The sequence below is a fragment of the Xanthomonas hydrangeae genome, assembly GCF_032697525.1.
Classification (GTDB): domain Bacteria; phylum Pseudomonadota; class Gammaproteobacteria; order Xanthomonadales; family Xanthomonadaceae; genus Xanthomonas; species Xanthomonas hydrangeae.
The window spans coordinates 2,090,271-2,112,433 of record NZ_CP103836.1 but is presented as its reverse complement, the minus strand read 5'-3'; the positions used below and the strand labels follow the sequence as shown (position 1 = coordinate 2,112,433).

Sequence of the window (22,163 nt, the reverse complement as noted above, 5' to 3'; positions counted from 1 at the left end):
GACTGCCGACGCGTTGCGGACCTGACCAAACCCGGCACCGGCAGGAAAGCAGACAGGCGGACCAGGCTGCACGTTGGCTTAGATGCACTGCGGCCGATGCGCTTGGCGGTCTGTCTACAACTCCCCGTCGACCAATGCGCATCGCAGCACCAACGCAGCCATGCAACACATACCTCCGGCCGCATCACAAACGCGATGGGCCGGGGTAGTCGCCCGGCCCATCGCATTGCTCAGTGCATGACGCTGGAGACGATCAGTATTTCTTTTCCAGATTGATCATCCAGGTCTGATCGTTGTTGCTGTCGCCGTCGGTGATGCCGCGGTATTCCAGCCGCGTCGACAGGCCCTGCTCGGTCAACAACGCCGCACCGATGCCGACCATCAGGCGGTTGCGATCGAATGCGCTCTGCCCGGCACGATAGAACGGCCCGCCGTTCAGGTCGGCATAGCTCAGCGTGGCATCGCCACGGCCCTGGAAGTCGCGCTGGTATTCCACGCGCAACTGCGGGGTCAGCCGGCCCCAGGCCACTTCGCGGCGCCATTCCAGGCGCAGGCCCAGGTTGCCGGTGGTGGTGGCCACGTCCATGTCGTCATAGCGCAGCGCGAACGGCGCCACGCCGTCCTCGACATAGCCATCCAGCGTGGCGCGGGCGACATCCACACGCGCATACGGGGTGATCTGCAACTCGCCACGCTGCAGGTCCGCACCGGTGGAGACCGACGCAATCCACTGCTTGCCGTCGCGGTTGCCTTCGGCCATCGAGGCGTCATCGGTGACATAGCGGCGCAGGTCGTAGGACAGCAGCTGGTAGCCGACCAGGGTGTCGAAGAAGAACGCCTTGCCCGGATGGAAGCTGGCATACAGCGCCATGGTGTAGGCGGTGGCCTTGGAGTGACTGCCGTTCCTGCCCACATCGCTGTCGTCGCGGCCCCAACCCAGGCCCGCACCGATCGCCAGCGACTGCGCCACCCGGTAATCGGCGCCCACACTCAGGCCGTCGGTCTGGAAGTCCACCCCGTTGTTGTTGGACTGCTTGTCCAGGCTGCCCGAGCGGATCGCACCGCCCACCCACAGCCCCAGATCGCCCTGGCCCTGCGCCGTGCTGTTGCCGCTGCTGGCCATTGCCGGCGCATCGCGGAAGTCGTTGTCGGCCTCCTGCGTGTCCGGGCTGCACGGCTGCGCACTGATGCCGCGGTCGGCCTGACGGCAGTGCGAGGTCGGCTGGAAGCTCACCGCGTTGCTGAAGGTGCCGCCGCCGCGATGGGTCGCTTCCAGGCGGCGCTGGAAGTTGTCGATCTGCGCGCGCGCAAAGCGGCGCGTGGACTCGGACTGCGCATCGATCAGGCCGCGCACTTCCGCATCCACGCTGGGGTCGCGGCGCGGCGCGATGGTGAACACCACGCTGGCCGGGGCCGAGGTGGCGAACGCATTGGACAAGGTGAACTGCACCGTGGCCTGGCCGACGAATGCCGGGTTAGGCGTAAAAGTCAGCATGAAGCTGGGCGATTCGGCCATTGCAGCCGCCGCCGGCGACGGGCCGGAGGCACGCGCTGCGGCGGCCGCAGCCGAGGCACCGCCCACCTGCGTGATCGTGGCGGTACCGGCCGAGGCCGGCAGCACCGCGACCACGGCCGCAGCCACGAACGGCCCGCCGGTGGCATTGCGGGTCAGATCGACCTGCTGCGCCTCGCCGGGCACTGCCGCGGCCGTCACCGACACCGCCACCGGCCGTGCGTTGACCGTAATGGTCAACGTGACCGGGGCCGAGGTCCCACCGCTGCCGGTGACCGTGTAGCTCACCACATCGGTGCCGACGAAACCGGCGGCCGGCGTGTAGACCAGCTCCAGCCCGTTGACCACGGCGGTCCCGTTGGTCGGTGCAGTGGCAATGGCGATCGATGCGATGTTGCCGGTGTCGTTGGCGGTCACCGCCACCGTCACCGCAGCATCGGTCATGGTCGCCGCCACATCCGCCACCGCCACCGGCGCCGCATCGCCCACCGTGAAGCTGTAGGCCTGGGTGGCGCTGGCATTGCCGGCGTCGGCCACCGCGATGGTGAAGGACGAGGTGCCCTGCGTCGTTGGCGTACCCGACAGCGTGCCGTCGCTGGCCAGCGTCAGGCCAGCCGGCAAGGTGCCGCTGGCGATGCTGTAGCGATACGGCGCGACGCCGCCACTGGCCGTGAGCACCTGGTTGTACGCGCTGCCGCGCGTCGCTGGAGGCAGGGTGGGCTGCGCCAGCACCAGCGTCGCCGCTGCAATGGTGACCGCATAGCTGCGGCTGGCCTGGGCGGCCGGACTGGGCGTGCTGTCGGTCGCGGTCAGGGTGAAGTTGAAGGTGCCCGACAGGGTCGGCGTGCCACTGAGGCCACCGGTCGCCGCATCGAGGACAACACCGTTGGGCAATGCACCTGCAGTCACTGCATAGCTGTAGGGCGCGGTGCCGCCGGTGGCCGGAGCAATCGTCGCCGCGTAGGCCTGCCCGGCCGTGCCTGCCGGCAGGTTGCTGGCGGGCAACGCCAGGTTCGGGCCGGCCACCGTCAGCGCATAGGCCTGCGCAGCGGTGAAGCTGTTCGCGTCGGTCGCCGTCACAGTGAAGTTGAAGCTGCCTTCCACCGTCGGATTGCCGGACAGCGTGCCGTTGCTGGCCAGAGTCAGGCCGGCCGGCACACTGCCTGCGCTCACCGCATAGGTGTAAGGCGCAGTGCCGCCACTGGCGCTCAGCGTCTGGCTATAGGCCGTGCCGCGCGTGGCCGCCGGTAGCGCGGTGGGCGCCACCACGATGACGGGTGCCGCGATGGTCAGCGTGTAGCTGCGGCTGGCCTGCGCCGCCGGGCTGGGCGTGCTGTCGGACACGGTCAGGGTGAAGTTGAACGTGCCCGCTACGGTCGGCGTGCCGCTCAGTGCACCGCTGGCCACGTCCACGACAACCCCCGTCGGCAACACGCCTGCAGTCACTGCATAGCTGTAGGGCGCGGTACCGCCGGTGGCGGGCGTGATTGCCGCCGAATACGCCTGCCCGGCCGTACCGGCCGGCAAGGTGCTGGCCGGCAGTACCAGATTCGGGCCGGCTACGGTCAGGCTGTAGGCCTGATCGCCGGTGAAACTGCCTGCATCGGTCGCGGTCACGGTGAAGTTGAAGCTGCCTTCCACCGTTGCGGTACCCGACAGCGTGCCGTTGCTGGCAAGGGTGAGGCCGGCCGGTAACGTGCCGCTTGCCAGCGTGTAGGTGTACGGCGCGGTTCCGCCACTGGCGCTCAGCGCTTGGCTGTAGGCAGTGCCACGCGTGGCGGCCGGCAGCGTGGACGGCGCAACGACGATCGGTGGCGCGGCGATGGTCAGGGAGTAGCTCTGCGTTGCCTGCGATGGCGTGCCGCTGGTGCTGTCGGTGGCGGTCACGCTGAAGGCAAAGCTGCCCACATTGCCGGGCGTACCGGTCAAGGCGCCGCTGCTGCCATTGAGCGTGATACCCGCCGGCAGGGCGCCAGCGGTGACGGCGTAGGTATACGGTGCAATGCCGCCGGTCGCCGGAGTGAGCGCGCCCGAATAGGCCTGGCCTGCAGTGCCGGCCGGCAAACTGGTCGCCGGCAGGGTCACCGTCGCGCCGGCCACGGTCAGCGTGTAGGCACGGTTGCCGCTGGTGGGGCTGCCGCCGCTATCGGTGGCGGTCACGGTGAAGTTGAAGCTGCCGGTGGCGGTGGGTGTGCCGGACAGCACGCCGGTAACGCTCAGGGTCAGCCCGGCCGGCAACGCACCGGCCGTGACGGCGAAGGTGTACGGCGCGGTGCCGCCGCTGGCGCTCAGGTTCTGGCTGTAGGCACTGCCGGCGGTGGCCGCCGGCAGCGAGGCTGGCCCGACCGTCACCACCACGTCGTCGTTGAGGATGGTGCCGGTGCCGGTGGCGCGCGCAATGCCGGCGTTGCTGGCGCCGGACAGGCCGACGCTGAAGGTCTCGTTGGCTTCGACCGCGGTGTCGCCATTGACGGTGATCGCCACGCCCTGCGCGGTGGTGCCCGGCGCGAAGGTCAGCGTGCCGGAGCGCGCGACATAGTCGCTGCCGGCGGTGGCAGTGCCGTCGGCGGTGGCGTAATTGACCGACACGGTCTGACCGCTGGCCGCGCTCAGGCTCACCGTGAAATTGGCCGTGGTGGTGCCGCTGTTGCCTTCGTTGACGCTGATATCGTTGATCGACAGCGACGGCACTGCATCGTCGTTGACGATGGTACCCAGGCCCTGAACGTCGCCGGCGCTGGCGCCGCTGACGTTGCTGACGTTGACGAAGAAGGTCTCGTTGGGTTCGCTGAGCGTGTCGCCGTTGACCAGCACGGTGAAGGTGGCGCTGCTGCTGCCGGCGGGGATGGTCTGCCCGGTCAGGCTGGAGGCGACGTAGTCCACGCCCGCGGTGGCGGTGCCATCGGCGGTGGCGATATCGAAACTGACGCCGCCGGCGCCGGCCGGCTGGCTCAACGAGACAGTGAAGGTGGCATTGGTGGTGCCGGCATTGCCTTCGTTCACGGATACGTCGTTGATCGACAGCGACGGCTGGTCGTCGTTGGCGATGGTGCCGGTGGCGCTGTTGGGCGACCCCACGCTGTAGCCGCTGCCCGCAGCCAGGCTGATCACCACGGTCTCGTCCGCTTCGATGGTGGCATCGGCGGTGGGATTGATGGTGATGGTGCCGCTGGTCTGCCCGGCGGGGATCGTCAGCGGCGAACTCACGGCCGCGTAGTCGGTGCCCGAGGTCGCGCTACCGCCGACGCTGAAGGCGATCGACACCGCGCTCTGCGCGGCCTGGTCGAGCAAGACGGTGTAGATCAGGTTGGCCGCACCGTCCTCGGGCACGCTGGACGGAGACACCGTGATCGATGCGGTCGGAAAGTCGTCGTTGACGATGGTGGCGGTGGCGCTGGACGGGCTGCCGATGGCATAGCCGCTGCCGCTGGCCACGCTGATCACCACCGTCTCATTGGCCTCCACCGTGGTGTCGGCGACCGGGGTGACGGCGAAGGTGGCCGTGGTGGCGTTGGCGGGCACTACCACGCTGTTCGGCGCACCGGTGTAGTCGGTGCCGCTGCTGGCGGTGCCGCTGCGGCTGAGGTTCACCGTGGTCGCCGAGCTGCTGGTCTGGCTCAGCGTCACCGTGTAGGTGAAGGCAGCGCCGCTGTCTTCGTTGCGACTGGCCGGGCTCACCGCGATGCTGGCAGTGCGCGAGGGATTGACGGTGATGTTGAAGACGATCTGGTTGTTGTCCTCGTCCAGCAGATAGAACGAGTCCGATGTCGCACCATCGCCGTTGTTGGTATAGGTCACCTGTTCGGTGCTGTCAGGATTCTGACCGGGAAGACTGTACGTGCCATGCGCAGGGGGCACGCCGGGATCGGTCATACCGAAATTGGAAGGGCCGTCGCAGTCGCCGACTTCGAAGGACACCGAGCCACCTGAATTGACGGTGGCGCTTTTCGGCGTCGGGCAGTAGGCGGCCAGGGCAACCTGAGAGGTCGCCAATAGCAACAGCGCCAGCATCCAGCGCAACAGCGGGCGCACACCACCTGAGGCGGTCAAGTTCGTAGACATATGTTTTCCCCCAAAAAAACACGCCACCCCAATGGCGTCGGCAACGGTCCTGGTGCCTCGGATCAGCGCAACCAATGCCTGAATGGGCATACGATTGGACTGTGGAGCTATTTAAACAGGAACTGACTGGCAGTTAAAGAATGAAAAATTAATACTTCATTCCAGTTCAAGACGCCGATGGCTTGTGCTGTGCAATCTCGGCAGGTATCAGTACGTCAGTCTCCGGCAATCGGTCGGCGGCGCACCTACGTAGGGAGAGCTGCATGAGTGAGTTCTTCATCGGCCAGATCATGCTGACCGGTTTCGCATTCGCGCCGAAGTATTTTGCGCAGTGCAACGGGCAATTGCTGCCGATCAATCAGAACCAGGCCCTGTTCAGTCTGCTCAGCACGCGCTTCGGCGGCGACGGCAGGACCACGTTCGGCTTGCCGGACATGCGTGGGCGCACCCCGATGGGCTATGGGCCGTCGGCGGATCCGAACTGGCAGCCGCCTGCCGCTCCCATGGGCCAGGCGGCAGGCGCGGAGACGGTGACGCTGGTGGCAGACAACCTGCCCCCGCACAGCCACCTGATGGATTGCAGCAGCGCCAACGGCGACAACCGCACACCAACAGGTCGTCTGTTCGCGAACAACAACGTCGCCTCGGGGACTGCGCACGCGTTATACGCCGCGCCTGGCGCGATGGTGCCGCTATCCCAGTCAACGATCGCCAACAGCGGCGGCAGCCAGGCGCATCCGAACCAGCAGCCGTATACCACGATCAATTTCTGCATCGCGCTGTCCGGCATCTTCCCTTCGCGCAGTTAGGCGCCCCCGTATCCGGGGGCGCCGGCGCACGCAGCCTTGCGTACGACGCCCCATCGACCAGGAAGAATTTCATGGGTACACCCTTCATTGGCGAAATCCGCATGTTCGGTTTTGGCCGCACACCTCAGGGTTGGCAGGCGTGCGACGGCTCGTTGCTGCAGATTTCAGAATACGAACCGTTGTACGTCCTGCTCGGCACTGTCTACGGTGGCAATGGCACCAGCACGTTCGGCGTGCCGGATCTGCGCGGCCGCCTGCCGATCCACCAGGGCCAGGGGCCGGGCCTGAGCAACTACGTGCTCGCCCAGCACGCCGGCACCGAGACGGTGACGTTGACGGACCTGCAGATGCCGGCGCACACGCACACCGCTCAGGCCACCACCACCGCAGCGACGGCGACCGCACCTGCGGGGTTATTGCCGGCGGCGGTCAACGGCAGCACGTTCTACGTGAGCGATGCGACCGGTGGCACCACCTCGGCGATGTCCACGCAGAGCACCTCGTTCGCCGGCGGCAACCAGCCGCACGACAACCTCATGCCGACACTGACGGTGCAGTACTGCATCGCCACCACGGGCATCTTTCCGCAGCAGGCCTGATCCCCGCGCCGCGCCGGTCAGGCCGCGGTATGCATCCGCTTCATCGGAGAATCTGTTCATGACCGAACCCTATATCGGCGAAATCCAGCTGTTCGGCTTCGACTACAACCCCTACGGCTGGGCGTTCTGCAATGGCGCCACGCTGCCGATCGCGCAGAACACCACGCTGTATTCCCTGCTCGGCGTGGCCTATGGCGGCAACGGCAGCAGCACCTTCCAGTTACCGAACTTTTCCGCACGCGCCGGTTGCCAGCAGGGTGCGGGGCCGGGCCTGACCCCGCACACGCTGGGTAGCAACTTCGGCTCTGCGTCGGAAAGCCTGCTCAGCACGCAGATCCCGATGCACCAGCATGGCGTCAACATACTTTCGCAGCCGGACGTGACCAAGAAGACGGGCACGCCAGGCAACGGTGTGGCGCTGTCGTCGCTGAACGTCAACACCGAGCGTCCGTTCCTGGCGGTCGCGCCGGACAAGCAATTCTCCCCGACCATGCTGTTGCCTACCGGCAGCGGACAGGCGCACGAGAACCGCCAGCCCTATCTGGCCGTGAACTTCTGCATTGCGCTGCAGGGCGACTATCCGGCGTTCAACTGAGCGCTGCCGTCACCCGGGCGCGTTGCAGAGGCGGCGATGAGGATGCAGTCCGTAACGAGCGCTACCGCTATTCGGGGAGCAGTAGACCTTGCGCTGCGCCCCGAGCAGCCAGCCGACATCACGTGGCTGCAGGCGCTTTATGCCAGCACCCGCAGCGACGAGCTGGCACCGGTACCGTGGCCGGAGGCGAGCAAACGCGCTTTTCTTCAGCAGCAGTTCGCGCTGCAGCGCGCGCACTACCAGCAACACTTTGAAGGCGGCGACTTTCTGATCGTCCAGGCCAAGGATCTGCGTATCGGGCGCCTGTATCTGCACCGCGCTGCCACGCAACATACGCTGGTGGATATCAGCCTGCTGCCTGACTGGCGCAGCCAGGGCATCGGCTCGCAACTGCTCGCCTACGCGCAGGCGATGGCGCGAGAGGCGGGATGCGGATTGTCACTGCACGTGCTGCACTCAAACCCCGCCGCGCAGCGACTGTATGTCCGCCACGGTTTCGTCACGGGTATGAGCAGCCAGACGCATCTGCAGATGCACTGGCATTTTCCCGAGCACCGCAGTTGAACGCGCTCAGTTGAAAACGGCCTGATACAGAAAGCCATCGCGCTCGCGCGCCACCGGCACCAGGAAGATGCCGATCTCGCCCAGCCGCGTGTGACGTAACCGATAGGTCTGCTGTGGAAACAGAAATGCCGAGCTGTTGCGGAACAGCAGCGAGAACGGCGCGCGATGGACTGCGTGTTTGGTGGGCAACGGCCGCGCCTCGACCAGCACGAATGGAACCTCGCCTTCGTTCAATGCAGCCGAGAACGTGTCGTTGACGCTGCCAGCAAAGTGCTCCAGGGTCAGTAAGTCCATTTTGTGCTCATGGTCGGCAGAAAATCCGATCATCCACATAGGGCATACCTGCCACAACACCCGCGCATTCGAAGATTGCATTGCGTCATGCATGAGACGGCTTGTTGCACACGTGTCAGCCGTGATGCGTCTGCTGCGGTACAGGCGTCATGCGACAATACTGCACGCGCCGGTTCGGTTATGTTCAGCCGTGTGACGGTTACTCTATCGCGTTGGAATTCTGTTAAAGGCTTCGATGACGGCGTCCGCATCTCCTGTCGTGCAGTTGTCCGGTGTCCGCATCGATCGCGGCGGTCGCACGATCCTGCGCGACGTCTCGCTCGACGTGCCACGCGGCAGCATCACCGCCGTGCTCGGTCCTTCCGGTAGCGGCAAGTCCACCTTGCTGGCTGCGCTGACCGGCGAGCTGCGTCCGGTCGCCGGCACGGTCACCCTGTTCGGTGCAGAAATTCCGCGCGGCAGTCGTGCACTGCTGGAGATGCGCCGCAGTGTCGGTGTGCTGCTGCAGGGCAATGGCTTGCTGACCGACCTGAGCGTGGCCGACAACGTCGCGCTGCCGCTGCGCACGCATACCCGCCTGCCGGCAGCGGTGCTGCAACGGCTGGTGCAGATGAAGCTGCACGCAGTGGGCCTGCTGGCCGCCGCCGATGCCTGGCCGCGCGAATTGTCCGGTGGCATGGCGCGACGTGTGGCGCTGGCACGGGCGCTGGCACTGGACCCGCCGCTGATGATCTATGACGAACCGCTGACCGGGCTGGACCCGATCGCGTCGGGCGTGATCATGAGCCTGATCCAGCGCCTCAACGACAGCCTTGGGCTGACCAGCATCATCGTCAGTCACCACGTGCACGAAACCCTGCCGATCAGCGACCAGGCGGTGGTGATCGCCAATGGCGGCATCGTGTTCGCCGGCACGCCCGAGCAATTGCAGGACAGCACCGACCCGCTGGTGCAGCAGTTCCTGCATGGCCAGCCGGATGGGCCGATCGCCTTCGATGCGGCGCCGCGGCGCGACCGGAGTGCCGCCTGATGGCCATGGTCGAATCGATCCGTGCCTTCGGCCGCGCCGGGCTGTTCTCGCTGACCGTGCTGAGCGGTTCGGTGCCCACGCGCGACTTCATCGCCGAGCTGGTGCGCGAGATCTACAAGGTCGGCGCGCGCTCGCTGCCGATCATCGCCGTCGGCGGCGCCTTCGTCGGGCTGGTGCTGACGCTGCAGGGGTACCGCACGCTGACCACCTATGGCGCTTCCGATGCGCTGTCCACGCTGCTGGGGCTGTCGCTGTACCGCGAGCTGGCACCGGTGCTGACCGCACTGCTGTTCATTGGCCGCGCCGGCAGTTCGATCGCGGCCGAGCTGGGCCTGATGCGCGCCACCGACCAGATCAAGGCGCTGGAACTGATGGCCATCGATCCGGTCGCCAAGGCGGTGGCACCGCGCTTCTGGGCGGCGGTGCTGACGGTGCCGTTGCTGACCGGCGTGTTCTGTTCGCTGGCCATCACTGGCGGCTACTTCGAGGCCGTACACGTGTTGGGCATCGACAACGGCACATTCTGGTCGGGGCTGAGCAACAGCGTGGACTTCTGGGACGACTTTGGCGTGGCCATGCTCAAGTCGGCGATCTTCGGCGGCACCGCCGCACTGGTCGCCGCCTACGTGGGCTTCCATGCCGAGCCGACCATCGAAGGCACCTCGATCGCCACCACCCGCGCGGTGGTGAACGCCTCACTGCTGGTGCTGATGTTCAACTTCGTTCTTTCTGCAATGTTGTTTAGGTGAGTGGAATAACTATGGCCATGCGTGGACCACGACTCGAATTCGCCGTCGGCGCCTTTCTGCTGCTGACCCTGGCCTCGCTGCTGGTGCTGGCGGTGGCCTCGACCAACCAGCGCTGGGGCTTCGGCTCCAGCCAGTACACGCTGACCGCGCGCTTCAGCCAGATCGGCCAGCTGCGTGCGCAGGCGCCGGTGAAGATCGGCGGGGTGACCATCGGCAAGGTGTCCGACATCAGCCTGGATCCAACCAAGTTCGACTCGGTGGTCACCCTGTCGCTGGACAACAAATACAAGGATCTGCCCGCCGACACCTCGGCCGGCATCTTCACCAGCGGCCTGCTGGGCGAGAGCTATATCGGGCTGCAGCCCGGCGGCGACCCGGAGACGCTCAAGCCGGGCGAAGAAATCGGCTTCACCCAACCGGCGGTGGATCTGCTGCAGCTGGTTGGCAAATACATGTTCAGTGGTGGCGGTAGTGGTGGCAGCAATGCCCCGGCCGCCACCGACGGCCAGGCGCCCGCGCCTGCCCAGCCCGCTCCTCCCTCTACGGAACCTCACCAATGAAGACCACCCTGCTTTCCGCCGTCCTGGCCTCGACCCTGCTAGTGTGCGCACCGGCCACCGTGCTGGCGCAGCCGGCTGCCGCCAGCGCGCCTGCGCAGGGCGCAGCGACCAAGACCGTCATCGACAGCAGCACCCGCATCCTGAGCACGCTGGATCAGCGCCGCGCCGAGTTCCGCAGCAACCCGGCTGCGCTGCGTCAGTACATCGACGGCGAATTGAACAAGGCCTTCGACCGCGACTACTCGGCACGTCTGGTGCTGGGCGTCAACGGCCGTGGCGCCTCCGATGCGGACGTCAAGCTGTTTGCCGATGCGCTGGCCGACAACCTGATGCAGCGTTACGGCACCGCGTTGCTGAACTTCGAGGGCAAGCCGACCTTCCGCGCCAAGTCCGAGAGCGCGCTGCCGGGCAACCGCGGCGTCAAGGTCTCCACCGACCTGCTGCGCGCCGGCAACGACCCGACCCCGGTCGATTACATGATGCGTAACGTCGGCGGCCAGTGGAAGATCTTCGACGTGATGATCGAAGGCATCTCCTACGTGCAGACCTTCAAGACCCAGTTCGACGGCCCGCTGCGCGAGAAGGGCATCGCCAAGGTCGCCGCCGAGCTGCGCAGCGGCAATCTGCAGGTTGGTGCGGCACCGGCCAATGGCAAGTAACAGCTCCGTGCAACGCAACGGCGACACGCTGGCACTCACCGGCGTGCTCGACCGGGCGGCGGTCACTGCGGCCTGGCCGCAGGCGGTCGCGCAGCTGGACGGCATTCGCACGCTTGACCTGTCCGGTGTACAACGCCTGGACAGTGCCGGCGTGGCGATGCTGGCCGAACTGGCTGCACGCGTGCGCAGCACTGGTACCGTTACGGTGGTGGGTGAGGCGTCCGGTCTGGACGAATTGCGCGCCGCTTATCGCTTGTCCCCTACTTTCGATTTTCAGGCCTGAGCGCCACCCCATGACCCAGCTTCGCCCCCTTTCCCTGTTGGCCTGCCTGCTGCTTGGCGCCTGTGCCAGCCATGCTCCAAAGCCCGCACCGGATACAACGCCGGCGCCGGCACGCGACGATGCCGGTGTGACCGCGCAGCCGGCCGCCGCCGGTTTTGCCGCACCCGACGCCCTGCCGGCCACCGCGGCGGCGCCTGCCGAGCAGACCAGCGCCGGTCCCGGTGCCGGCATGGCCGGTGCCCCCACCTCGGCCGAGGACGACTTCGCTGCGCTCTACGGCCCCACCACTCCGCAGGCCGGCGCCAACGGTGCACCGGCACAGCCTGGTGACGCGCCGTCCTACGATCCGTGGGAGCGCTACAACCGCGGCATGCACCGCTTCAACCTGGCGGTGGACCGCGGCGTGGCGCGTCCGTTGGCCACCGGCTATACCAAGGTGGTGCCGCGTCCGGCCCGTCTGGGCGTGACCAACTTCTTCGACAATCTCGGCACGCCGCTGACCATGGTCAATCAGCTGCTGCAGGGCCACCCGGTGTATGCGGTGCAGTCGTTGGGCCGCTTCGTGATGAATTCCACGCTGGGTGTGGCCGGTCTGTTCGACCCGGCCTCCGCGGCCGGCATTCCGCGCCGCAGCGAAGACTTCGGCCAGACCCTGGGTGTATGGGGCTGGCGCAATTCGCGCTACTTCGAGTTGCCGCTGTTCGGCCCGCGCACCGTGCGCGATACCTTCGGCCTGGGCGGCGACATTCCGCTGTCGCCGTTGCGCCAGGTCGACGACAGTGGTGCGCGCTTCGCCCTGCAGGGTTTGCAGCTGGTGGATACGCGCTCGCAGCTGATGTCGCTGGATTCGCTGCGCGACCAGGCACCGGACGAGTACGCCTTGACCCGCGATGCCTGGATGCAACGCCGCAACTACCAGATCGTGCGCGATCTGCGCAGCCATCGCGAAAAGAACACCGAGCTGCCCGACTATCTGCGCGAAGACAAGGACAGCACGGTGCCGGTGGATGCGATGCCGATCCCGCAGTGGATTCGTTGATCGGTTGAGCTTGCGCCTTGCAATAAATACGAAAGCCCGGGAGCGATCCCGGGCTTTTTTGTTTTTCACAACAACCATGTGACGTAGGTACCGAAGACATGGGTGGCGCATACGCTTACCACAGGTGATCCAAATCAAATCACCGGATTGCATTGCACCGTCACTTGGCGGAACGCAACTCGGGTTCGGGCCTGATCGCGGGCGTGCGGTCGATATAGGTCAGATAATGTTTCCATAAATCATGCGATCGCTGATCGTTGAGTTCGACCAGACAGCTTGCTGCTTTTGCCTGCCCAAACGTGGCAATGCCCCACTGCCTGCGTACGTTGTCGCATTGGAGCTCTCTGTAACTCGTCCAAGCCGTTTGTGCGTTGTCGAACGCCTCGGCAGGAATATTCAACTCAGTAATCGCTCTTTCGCGTGCGGCAGCCAGATAGTCATTCAGACGGTGCTGCGATAGGCCGACTTCGTCATTCCAGCATGCGTTGCTTTCGGCTGTTGTGGCTGGGTTGAAGCATCGGGGTGCTGCCTGCAATGCCGGGCAGCTGAGGAGCGTCAGGATGAGAAGGATGTAACGCATCGACATAGGCCACTGGAGTCTGTTCTAGCGCGATGACTGGGCTTGCTTGCTGCATCTGTGTTCCGCCGTACCCTCACCCCAACCCCTCTCCCGGGGGGAGAGGGGCTTTCAGGCAGTCGCTAATGCTGCATCGACTGCCTGCCGCAGGCGCGCATCGTCGGCCGGCACGTCGGGGGCGAAGCGGTCGATGACCTGGCCGTCGCGGGCGATCAGGAATTTTTCGAAGTTCCACAGCACCCCGGGTGCCGGGTTGGGTTCGATGCCGTAGCCGGCCAGTTTTTCGCGCATCGGGCCGTCGCCGGTGGCGTGTGTACGTGCGCTGGTCAGCTGCTGATACAGCGGATGCGTGTCCGTGCCGGTGACCGCAATCTTGGAGAGCATCGGAAAGGTCACGTCATAGGTGAGCTGGCAGAACTGGGCGATCTCCGCCTCGCTGCCGGGCTCCTGGCCCTTGAAGTCGTTGGCTGGGAAACCGAGCACTTCCAGCCCCGCTGCCTGCTTATCGCGATACAGCGCTTCCAGGCCTTCGTACTGCGGGGTCAGGCCGCATTTGGAGGCGACATTGACCACCAGCAACACCTTGCCGCGATAGTCGGCCAGCATGGCAGGCTCGCCGTCGATGCGGGCGACGGGGATGTCGTAAAGCGTCTGGCTCATCGGTATGTCCTGGGCAGGGAGAGCCGAGAGCATAAACCGCTGAAGCCGAGCGAGCGATGCGGGTGTCTGACGGTGCTTGCGGTTGGCTGTTGCTTACAACTTTCTGTTGCTGCAGTTGGCTTTGCTGCGGCCGGCTATTGCGACAGCTGGCGACCACTGCGCGCACTGGCGGATCAGCTGATCCGCCAGTGCCAACGCTTACGCACATGCAATGCCATCAATCGATGCACAGCGCGGCCTGGCCCATGCCGCCGACCACTTCCTGGCGGCAACCGAAGCGGTCGCTATCGCGCTGGCAGGTGCCTGACGTGGCGGTGCCGGCGGGCACGATGCTGGTGGCCAGGCAGTCGCCACTGCAATCGGAGTTGTCATTGCAGGTCTTGCCGGCATCGGCGTACGGCACCACGCAGCGCACCGTCTGCATGCGACCGACCGGACGTAGCTGCCCGCCCTTTGCCGTGCATTCGGCAGCATCAGCAGAGACTGCGCGCGGTGGTTGTTGGGCGCTCGCTGCAGCGCCCGGCTTGGCAGCCGGAGTATTGCTGCATGCGGTCAGCAGCAGGGCGCAGATCACTGCATAGATCCATCGACGCGACATGGCACTCTCTTCTTGAACAAGGTGCGTGCAAGCATCGCGGTGGCGATGTCTGCGTGATGTGCTTGGCGTTGGGCGCAGGAATGCCACGTTGCACGCCTGCCCTTGTAGAAGCGGCCCGGGCCGCGATGAGGCATTGTCGGTAAGGCCTCGTCGCGCCCGGGTGCGCTCCTACGTTGTCCTCTCCTGCGGTGCCGCTGGCCTGCCGGAATGGCAGCGCCGTGTCGCGGCATGCAGCCGGATCACTCCTGCTCGTCGCTGCTGTCGTCTTCGCTGCTGCTGCCGGCGTCGTCGTTGCCGGCGTCGTCCAGCAGCGCTTGCGAGTGTTCGTTGGAGAGCGTCTCCACGCCGCGCAGGCGCCGTTCGATGGTGCGAGTCTTGCGGCCTGCATCGCCCAGGGTCTTGCCGACGGTGTTGATCTGGCGTTCGGCCTTTTCCAGGATGCCGGCGAACTTGCCGAACTCGCTCTTGACCGCGCCGAGCAGGCCCCACACTTCGCTGGAGCGCTTTTCGATGGCCAGGGTGCGAAAGCCCATCTGCAGACTGTTGAGCAACGCGGTGAACGTGGTGGGGCCGGCGATCACCACGCGGTGCTCGCGCTGCAGCACATCGACCAGGCCGGGGCGGCGGATGGTTTCGGCGTACAGGCCTTCGGTGGGCAGGAACATCACGGCGAAATCGGTGGTGTGCGGCGGGCAGATGTATTTGTCGCTGATCGATTTGGCCTGGATGCGGATCGCGCGTTCCAGCTGATTGCCGAGCAGGCGGATCTGCTCGATGTCGCCGGCTTCCTGCGCGTCGAGCAGGCGTTCGTAATCTTCGCGCGGGAATTTGGAATCGATCGGCAGCCACACCGGGGTGTCTTCGTGCCCACGACCTGGCAGGCGCACGGCGAAATCCACTGCTTCGCTGGTGTCCGGGCGCACGCGCACGCTGCGCGAATACTGCTCGGCGGTAAGTGTCTGTTCGAGGATGTTGTCCAGCTGCACTTCGCCCCAGCCGCCGCGGTTCTTGACGTTGGTGAGCACGCGTTTGAGATCGCCCACGCCGGTGGCCAGCTGCTGCATTTCGCCCAGGCCGCGCTGCACTTGTTCCAGCCGTTCGGAGACGATCTTGAAGGAGGCATCCAGGCGCGTGTTGAGCGTGGTCTGCAGTTTTTCGTCGACGGTGGCGCGCATCTGTTCGAGCTTGCTGGCGTTGTCGTTCTGCAGGTTGGCCAGCTGCTGTTCCAGCGTGGCGCGCATCTCGCCGATGCGCAGTTCGTTACGCTGGGTGAGCTCGTTCAGGCGCTGGTTCAAGGCCTCGGTGAAGCGCTGCTGCGACTCGCCGGCTTCTTGCCGGCCCTTGCGTGCGTCTTCGGCCAACGCTTCGCGCAAGGTAGCCATGTGCGTGTCGGTGCGTGCGATCAATTCGGTCAGTTGCTGGCCGAACACCTGGATGCGGGTTTCCTGCTGCTGGCCGAAGCCTTCCAGCTGGGTGCGCAGTTCGGTCAGGCGCAGGGTGAGCAGTTCGCCGGTGCGTTGCTGCGCAAGGCCACTTTCTTCGCGCGCCTTGCGTGCGTCTTCGCCGAGTGCGTCGCGCAACAGGTCCAGGCGCTGATCGGTGCGCGTGGACAGTTCGGTGAGATTGCGCGCAAAGGTTTCCAGGCGGCCGTCCTGCTGCCGTGCCAGGCCTTCGAGTTGCTCGCGCAGTTCGCCGCGCCCGTCGCGTTGCTCGGCGCGCAGCGCCAGCTCCAGGCCGCTGGTGGAGGGACGCCGCAGCAGCGCGAGCAGCTGCAACACGAGGACTACGACGAGCAGTCCGAGAAGGATCAGGGATTCGGATGACATGTGCGCAGTGTAACGGGGCTGGTCGCAGGGGCTGCGTCGGGAGTGGACGCAGTGCACAGGATGACGATGGTGTCGGGCTACGCCGTGGTGGGGAGTTCACACCTCGATTAGCTGCCTGTGTCGCTTGGCATGCCAGCGCAGGGTGCGTTGAAGCGCCCATCACCGACGTGGTTGCAACCATGCATGGCATGCTCGCTGCAGAGGCAACGCACGACAGGGGCACCTGCCACTCGGGCGTGGTGGCAGGTAAGTTGGCAGACATGGATGCAGAATCACAGCGTTCGCTCCCACGGGTGCGCGCATTGCCCGCCGTCATCGCCCTATGTCGCCATTGGTTATTGAGGATCACATGTTGGAACTCTACGGAAAGCCGACCTCCATCAATGTGCGCAAGGTGCTGTGGCTGTGCGAGGAGTTGGCGCTGGACTACACGCTGAACGCGTATGGCAGCGGGTTTGCCTCGGTGGACACGCCGGCGTTTCGCGCGCTCAATCCCAACGCGCTGGTGCCGGTGATGCGCGATGGCACTGTGGTGCTGTGGGAATCGAACACCATCTGCCGGTATCTGGCCGCGCGCAGCCACCGCGACGATCTGCTGCCGAGTGCGCCCGCTGCACGTGCACTGGTCGAGCAATGGATGGATTGGCAGGCCACCGAGCTCAACAACGCCTGGCGTTACGCGTTCATGGCGACGGTGCGTGGCAGTGCGGCGCATACCGATGTGCAGGCGATTGCAGCCAGCGTGCGCGAGTGGAATCGGCACATGGTCATCCTCGACGCACAGCTGCAGCGCGGCGGTCCGTTCGTACTCGGGGCAGACTTCAGCCTGGCCGATATCGTGTTGGGCTTATCGACGCAGCGCTGGTTTGCCAGCCCGATCGATCGGCCGGTGTTGCCTGCGGTGGCCGCGTATTACGCGCAGCTCGGAATGCGCGCCGGGTTTCAGCGGCATGGGTGTAATGGGGTGGCTTAGGGGTGCTGGACCTGGCCGGATCGCATCATGTTGTGGGTGGGGAATACGCATCGATCAGGCAGCGATCGAGCTGATGCTGCGTCGCCTGTCCGTACCCTCATCCGGCGCTGCGCGCCACCTTTTCCCGATCGGAGAAGGAATCAGAAGTCCCTCTCCCATCGGGAGAGGGGTTGGGGTGAGGGTACGGCTTTACGGAATCCTTTCAGAGGCCGTCAAACCCCGTCCATAAAAGCAGCAACCGCTCCGCGCCACTCCAAACAACATCACTACCAATAGCATTGCTGCAGCGCGTTGGGCGACACTCGCGCATTCTTTTGGTTCCTTCGAGGTCCGCATGTCGTCTTGGCTCAGGCGCAAATCCATCGATCAGGTCACCGTGCACGAGGCCGGCCGGCAGCTGGTCCGCAGCCTGAGTTGGCCGCATCTGATCGCACTCGGCATCGGCGCGATCGTGGGCACCGGCATCTATACGCTGATCGGCGTGGGTGCGGACAAGGCCGGCCCGGCGGTGCTGTTGTCGTTCGTGGCCGCCGGCATCGTGTGCGCCTGCGCGGCGCTGGCGTATGCGGAAATGGCCACGATGATGCCGGCCGCCGGCAGCGCCTACACCTACAGCTACACCGCGCTCGGCGAAAGCATCGCCTGGGTGGTGGGCTGGAGCCTGGTGCTGGAATACTCGCTGGTGGTGAGCACGGTGGCGGTGGGGTGGTCGGGCTATTTCGTCGGCTTCCTGCAATGGTTGGGGGTGGAGTTGCCGCACGCGTTGGTGGCAGGGCCGCACGCCGGCGGCATCGTCAACCTGCCGGCGGTGGTGATCACCTTCCTGGTGGCCGGCATGCTGATGGCCGGCACCAAGGAAAGCGCCACGCTCAACGCAGTGCTGGTGGTGTTGAAGATCATCGCGCTGGGCGTGTTCGTGGCGATCGCGCTGCCGGCCTTCAATAGCGCCAACCTGCAGCCGTTCATGCCCTACGGCTTCTCCAAGGCGATGGGGCCCGATGGCGTGGAGCGCGGGGTGATGGCGGCGGCTGCGATCATCTTCTTTGCGTTCTATGGCTTCGATGCGATCTCCACTGCGGCCGAAGAGACCAAGAACCCGGGGCGCGATCTGTCGATCGGCATCGTCGGTTCGATGATCGGCTGCACGCTGATCTACGTGCTGGTGGCGTTGTCGGCGGTGGGTGCGATGAGCTTCACCGTGTTCGGCAAGAGCCCGGAGCCGTTGGCGCTGATCCTGCGCGAACTCGGCCACGGCAAGGCGGCGCTGGTAATCGGCGCGGTGGCGATCATCGCGCTGCCGACGGTGTTGCTGGCGTTCCTGTACGGGCAGAGCCGCATCTTCTTCGTGATGTCGCGCGATGGCTTGCTGCCGCGCGGTTTGTCGAAGGTCAGCGCGCGCACCGGTACGCCGGTGGCGACGACGTTGTTTACGGCGGTGCTGGTAGCGGCGTTGGCGGGTGTGGCGCGGCTGGACGAGATTGCCGCGCTGGCCAATGCCGGCACGCTGGCGGCGTTTACTGCGGTGGCGGCGTGTCTGCTGGTGCTGCGTGTGCGTGAGCCGACCCATGCGCGTGCGTTCCGCACCCCGTTGGCGTGGGTGGTGGGGCCGGTGGCGATCCTGGGCTGTCTGTATCTGTTCTGGAGTCTGCCAAGTACGACGCAGCTGTGGTTCCTGGTCTGGAACGTGCTGGGTGTGGTGGTGTATGTGGCGTATGGGCGGCGGAATAGTCGCTTGGGGAAGGCTGGTTAGTCCCTTCTCCCGCCGGGAGAACGTGCCCATAGGGCGGATGAGGGGCGCCTCATACATCTTCAATTGCCAACCATGACAACGCGTCGCCACGCGCCTTCAAGGGTGAATCATCGATGGGAAGGTCTTGGCGCTAGCAGTGCTGTGCTGCGCGGCTGCTCTGCGTACTCAGCCGCCAAATGCAAATGAGCTGTGCCCTTCTCCCGCCGGGAGAAGGTGCCCGTAGGGCGGATGAGGGTGCGGGCGAAGCCTCATGTCATCCAACTTGGGAATTGGCTTTGCCCCGTACCCTCACCCCAACCCCTCTCCCGCAGGGAGAGGGGCTTTTATCCGTCGGCCTGATGCTTGCGGTTACTGCACGGCTGCAGGCGTGGCGCAGAACGAGGTTGGTAATGCGTCCGCTTGCGTGCCCCAGCCTTGGGTAGGAGCCTGTTTGGTCAGTGAGAACGACAGCGTGCCGCCCTGCTGCAGTTGGGCCCAGTCCAGGAACACCTGGCGCTGCGGTTTGCCGTTGAAGCGGACGCTGTCCACGTATTGCAGCGCGCGGCCATCCGCGCCGGGGGCATCGATGCGCAGGCGCTTGCCGTTACCCAGGTCCAGCGTCGCGCGCTTGAAACGCGGGGCATGCAGCAGGAACTGCCCGCTGCCCGGCACCGCCGGATACAGGCCCAGGGCGCTGAACAGATACCAGGCCGACATCGTGCCCAGATCGTCGTTGCCGGTGACGCCGTTGGGGGCGTTGGTGAACAACTGCTGCGCGGCGCGCACCACAGTGGCGGTCTTCCATGGTTGGCCGATCAGCGTGTACATCCACGGGGCATGCAGATCCGGTTCGTTGTTGGGGTTGTAGCGGTACTGGTTGTAGTAGCTGTACGGGCCGACCACCCAGTGCGTACGCGCAGCAGCGAGCGGGTCCTTGAGCAAGTCGTCGTAGGCGAAGAAGGCATCCAGCCGCTTGCCGGCCTGTTCGCTGCCGTGCATGGCCTGCAGCATGCCGGGGATGTCCTGCTGCAACAGCCACTGGTATTGCCAGGCGGTGCCTTCGTGGAAGCCGTGCTGCGAGCGCGGGCTGTAGTGATCGTCCGAGGGCGCGTACCAGTTGCCGTCTTCCAGGCGCGGGCGTGGAAACCCGCTGAAGCCGGTGTCGACATCGCGCACGCCGGCGTCCCAGACGCGGTGCCAGTTGCCGCCGCGTTGGCGTAGTTGCGCGCTGTCGTCGCCGTGGCCGAGCGCTTGTGCCATCTGCGCCAGCGCGCAGTCGGCCAGTGCGTATTCCAGCGTGGCCGAGCCGCCGTGGTGCGGGTCCACGTCCATGCCCTTGGACGGGAAAGCGCGGTCGTACTGCACGAAGCCGTTGGCCAGGTAACTGGCATTGCCGGAGCGGCCGGCGTGGCGCGAGTTGGTCGGCGGTTGTTCGAAGGCGTTCTGGCGCAGCGCTGCATACGCCTCGGCCTCGTTGCCCTGCAGCGCGCCGAAGCGCCACAGGTCGACCAGGAACGGGGTGACCGGGTCGCCGGTCATGATGTTGGTGTCGTAATTGGCGTAGCCCCAGCGCGGTAACCAGCCGCCTTGCTGATGGATGGCCAGCAGCGAGCGGCCGATATCGCGCGCACGCCCCGGTTGCAGCAGGGCCAGCAGCTGGTTCTGCGAGCGGTAGGTGTCCCACAGCGAGAAATATTCGTAGTAGGTCCAGCCGTCGGCGCGGTGGATGGCATCGTCATAACCGCGATAACGGCCATCGGCATCGCTGCCGGTCAGCGGCTGCAGCAGGGCGTGATACAGCGCGGTGTAGGCCACGGTGCGGTCGTCGGCGCTGGCGCCGTCCAGCTGCAGGCTGGCCAGTTGCTTGCGCCAGGCCTGTTGCGCGCGTTGGCGCATCTGTTCCAGGCCCAGCAGCTTGCCGCCCTGCCTGCCGTCGGCGCGCAGGTTGTTGCGTGCACCTTCGGCGTCCACGTGCGAGATGGCGCTGACCACGGTCACTGCGCGCGCGTTCTTGTTTTTGCCCAGCGGGAAGCTGAGCCAGGCGCCGTTGGGCTTGAGTTCGCCGCCCATGCTGTGGCGCGCGTCGGGCACGCCGCCGTCTTCGCCCCAGACCCCGTGCGCGGTAAACGGGCGGTCGAATTCCAGCCGGAACCAGGTGGTGTATTCCTGGCCGCCGCAAAAGCTTTGCGTGGTCAGTTTGCCTTCGACCACGCGGTCGCCGACCACTTGCACCTGGCTGCCGATCACCACATGGCGGTCGTTGGCCTGGCCCAGGTTGACCAGCACATGGCCGGTGTCGGCGCCAGGAGCGAAGGTGTAGCGCTCGGCGGCGGCGCGGGTGAGCGCGGTGGCTTCGGCGTCGATGCCGCCGTAGTCGGTCAGGCGCACCTTGTAGTAGCCGGCCTGGCCAATCTCGCCATCATGCGTGTAGCGGGCGGCATAGCGGGTCTGGTCGAAAGCCTTGGCGTCGCCGGTATCGAAGTCGCCACCGGGGCCGATGGTGCCGGTGACCGGCAGCACCGAGACCTGCCCGCCCTGCTCCCAGCAACCGGCGCCGGACAGAAACGAATGGCCGAAGCCGCGGATGCTGGGGTCGTCGTAGCGCCAGCCGGCATAGTGCGCGCCGATCGGGCTGACCTGGACCAGGCCGAATGGGGCCGAGGCGCCCGGGTAGGTGTTGCCGTCGTCCTTGCTGCCGATGAAGGTGTTGACCTGCGCCGGGTCCTGCGCGGCCAGCGGCGCGGACACCGCGGCACCGAGCAGACACAGGCTGACGGCGGCGCGGCGCCAGAACGGCACCGGAGCACCCTGCGGGACGGAACGACTGGACGGGACTGCGGAGAGCATGCAAGACACCTCGGGGGAGAGGGCGACCGAAGCCGCAGGTGGAGGATCCATGTCGACCGCTGCATCACCCAGCGATCGAGACACAACGACTGCGTTCGAGCAACGACCTTCAGCGCGATCGCGATCTCGCGCCCGGCTGGCTTACTTGGATCGATCTAAATTCGATTTGGTCACAGCCATGTGTTGGCAAAGATTAA

General features: G+C 65.8%; 19 protein-coding genes. 12 read left to right on the top strand and 7 right to left on the bottom strand.

Features of this window, described 5'->3' with window-relative positions; translation table 11 throughout:
* Positions 1–253: 253 nt before the first annotated feature.
* Positions 254–5,575, bottom strand: coding sequence for a putative Ig domain-containing protein (locus NYR97_RS08755; protein WP_425613050.1), 5,322 nt, complete (start codon positions 5,573–5,575; stop codon positions 254–256).
* A 263-nt stretch (positions 5,576–5,838) separates the two neighbouring features.
* On the opposite strand from NYR97_RS08755, the gene NYR97_RS08745 reads away from it, so the two are divergent.
* The 4 genes from NYR97_RS08745 (at position 5,839) to NYR97_RS08730 (ending at position 8,142) form a co-directional block, all read left to right on the top strand.
* On the top strand, positions 5,839–6,384 hold the full coding sequence (locus NYR97_RS08745) for a phage tail protein (RefSeq protein WP_210762558.1): 546 nt from the start codon (positions 5,839–5,841) through the stop codon (positions 6,382–6,384).
* A gap of 71 nt (positions 6,385–6,455) precedes the next feature.
* Positions 6,456–6,983 carry a phage tail protein gene (locus tag NYR97_RS08740; protein ID WP_210762559.1) on the top strand — a complete coding sequence of 176 codons (528 nt, stop codon included), beginning with the start codon at positions 6,456–6,458 and terminating at the stop codon, positions 6,981–6,983.
* A 58-nt stretch (positions 6,984–7,041) separates the two neighbouring features.
* Positions 7,042–7,578 carry a phage tail protein gene (locus NYR97_RS08735; protein WP_205393056.1) on the top strand — a complete coding sequence of 179 codons (537 nt, stop codon included), beginning with the start codon at positions 7,042–7,044 and terminating at the stop codon, positions 7,576–7,578.
* Between the two features lie 36 nt (positions 7,579–7,614).
* Positions 7,615–8,142: a GNAT family N-acetyltransferase gene (locus NYR97_RS08730; protein ID WP_316697566.1), complete on the top strand. Its 528-nt coding sequence runs from the start codon at positions 7,615–7,617 to the stop codon at positions 8,140–8,142.
* 6 nt (positions 8,143–8,148) lie between these two features.
* On the opposite strand, the gene NYR97_RS08725 is transcribed toward NYR97_RS08730, so the two are convergent.
* The gene (locus tag NYR97_RS08725) at positions 8,149–8,436 is read right to left on the bottom strand and encodes a DUF6916 family protein (RefSeq protein ID WP_046346129.1); all 288 of its coding nucleotides are present in this window, start codon (positions 8,434–8,436) and stop codon (positions 8,149–8,151) included.
* Positions 8,437–8,671: 235 nt separating this feature from the next.
* On the opposite strand from NYR97_RS08725, the gene NYR97_RS08720 reads away from it, so the two are divergent.
* From NYR97_RS08720 to NYR97_RS08695, 6 genes are read left to right on the top strand one after another with little or no spacing between them, the layout of a single operon-like run.
* Entirely contained in the window at positions 8,672–9,466 is a 795-nt protein-coding gene (locus NYR97_RS08720) for an ABC transporter ATP-binding protein (protein ID WP_205393058.1), read from the top strand.
* The gene (locus NYR97_RS08715) at positions 9,466–10,215 is read left to right on the top strand and encodes an MlaE family lipid ABC transporter permease subunit (RefSeq protein ID WP_316697564.1); all 750 of its coding nucleotides are present in this window, start codon (positions 9,466–9,468) and stop codon (positions 10,213–10,215) included. The genes NYR97_RS08720 and NYR97_RS08715 overlap by 1 nt, the downstream gene beginning before the upstream one ends.
* An 11-nt stretch (positions 10,216–10,226) precedes the next feature.
* Complete coding sequence (gene mlaD / locus NYR97_RS08710; protein WP_316697563.1) at positions 10,227–10,775, top strand: outer membrane lipid asymmetry maintenance protein MlaD; 549 nt, start codon at positions 10,227–10,229, stop codon at positions 10,773–10,775.
* The gene (locus NYR97_RS08705) at positions 10,772–11,434 is read left to right on the top strand and encodes an MlaC/ttg2D family ABC transporter substrate-binding protein (RefSeq protein ID WP_316697562.1); all 663 of its coding nucleotides are present in this window, start codon (positions 10,772–10,774) and stop codon (positions 11,432–11,434) included. The genes mlaD and NYR97_RS08705 overlap by 4 nt, the downstream gene beginning before the upstream one ends.
* Positions 11,424–11,717 (top strand): STAS domain-containing protein, encoded by a 294-nt coding sequence (locus NYR97_RS08700; protein WP_168959031.1) that lies wholly within the window; start codon positions 11,424–11,426, stop codon positions 11,715–11,717. Before NYR97_RS08705 ends, NYR97_RS08700 begins: the two co-directional genes overlap by 11 nt.
* Positions 11,718–11,727: 10 nt before the next feature.
* Positions 11,728–12,756, top strand: coding sequence for an MlaA family lipoprotein (locus NYR97_RS08695; protein WP_316697559.1), 1,029 nt, complete (start codon positions 11,728–11,730; stop codon positions 12,754–12,756).
* A gap of 160 nt (positions 12,757–12,916) precedes the next feature.
* Here NYR97_RS08695 and NYR97_RS08690 read toward each other — a convergent pair whose 3' ends face one another.
* The 4 genes from NYR97_RS08690 to NYR97_RS08675 form a co-directional block, all read right to left on the bottom strand.
* A complete protein-coding gene (locus NYR97_RS08690; RefSeq protein WP_316697557.1) occupies positions 12,917–13,342 on the bottom strand; it encodes a lysozyme inhibitor LprI family protein in 426 nt (141 codons plus the stop codon).
* 102 nt (positions 13,343–13,444) lie between these two features.
* Positions 13,445–13,993 carry a glutathione peroxidase gene (locus NYR97_RS08685; RefSeq protein ID WP_316697555.1) on the bottom strand — a complete coding sequence of 183 codons (549 nt, stop codon included), beginning with the start codon at positions 13,991–13,993 and terminating at the stop codon, positions 13,445–13,447.
* A gap of 217 nt (positions 13,994–14,210) precedes the next feature.
* Entirely contained in the window at positions 14,211–14,591 is a 381-nt protein-coding gene (locus NYR97_RS08680; protein WP_205393064.1) for a hypothetical protein, read from the bottom strand.
* A 239-nt stretch (positions 14,592–14,830) separates the two neighbouring features.
* On the bottom strand, positions 14,831–16,417 hold the full coding sequence (locus NYR97_RS08675; RefSeq protein WP_316697554.1) for a DNA recombination protein RmuC: 1,587 nt from the start codon (positions 16,415–16,417) through the stop codon (positions 14,831–14,833).
* A 349-nt stretch (positions 16,418–16,766) separates the two neighbouring features.
* Here NYR97_RS08675 and NYR97_RS08670 point away from each other — a divergent pair, with 349 nt between their 5' ends.
* Both NYR97_RS08670 and NYR97_RS08665 read left to right on the top strand, forming a co-directional pair.
* Positions 16,767–17,390, top strand: coding sequence for a glutathione S-transferase family protein (locus tag NYR97_RS08670; RefSeq protein ID WP_316697552.1), 624 nt, complete (start codon positions 16,767–16,769; stop codon positions 17,388–17,390).
* A 334-nt stretch (positions 17,391–17,724) separates the two neighbouring features.
* Positions 17,725–19,140, top strand: a complete 1,416-nt coding sequence (locus tag NYR97_RS08665) for an amino acid permease (protein ID WP_316697551.1) — start codon at positions 17,725–17,727, stop codon at positions 19,138–19,140.
* Positions 19,141–19,488: 348 nt separating this feature from the next.
* Here NYR97_RS08665 and NYR97_RS08660 read toward each other — a convergent pair whose 3' ends face one another.
* A complete protein-coding gene (locus NYR97_RS08660) occupies positions 19,489–21,966 on the bottom strand; it encodes a GH92 family glycosyl hydrolase (RefSeq protein ID WP_316697550.1) in 2,478 nt (825 codons plus the stop codon).
* Positions 21,967–22,163 lie beyond the last annotated feature (197 nt).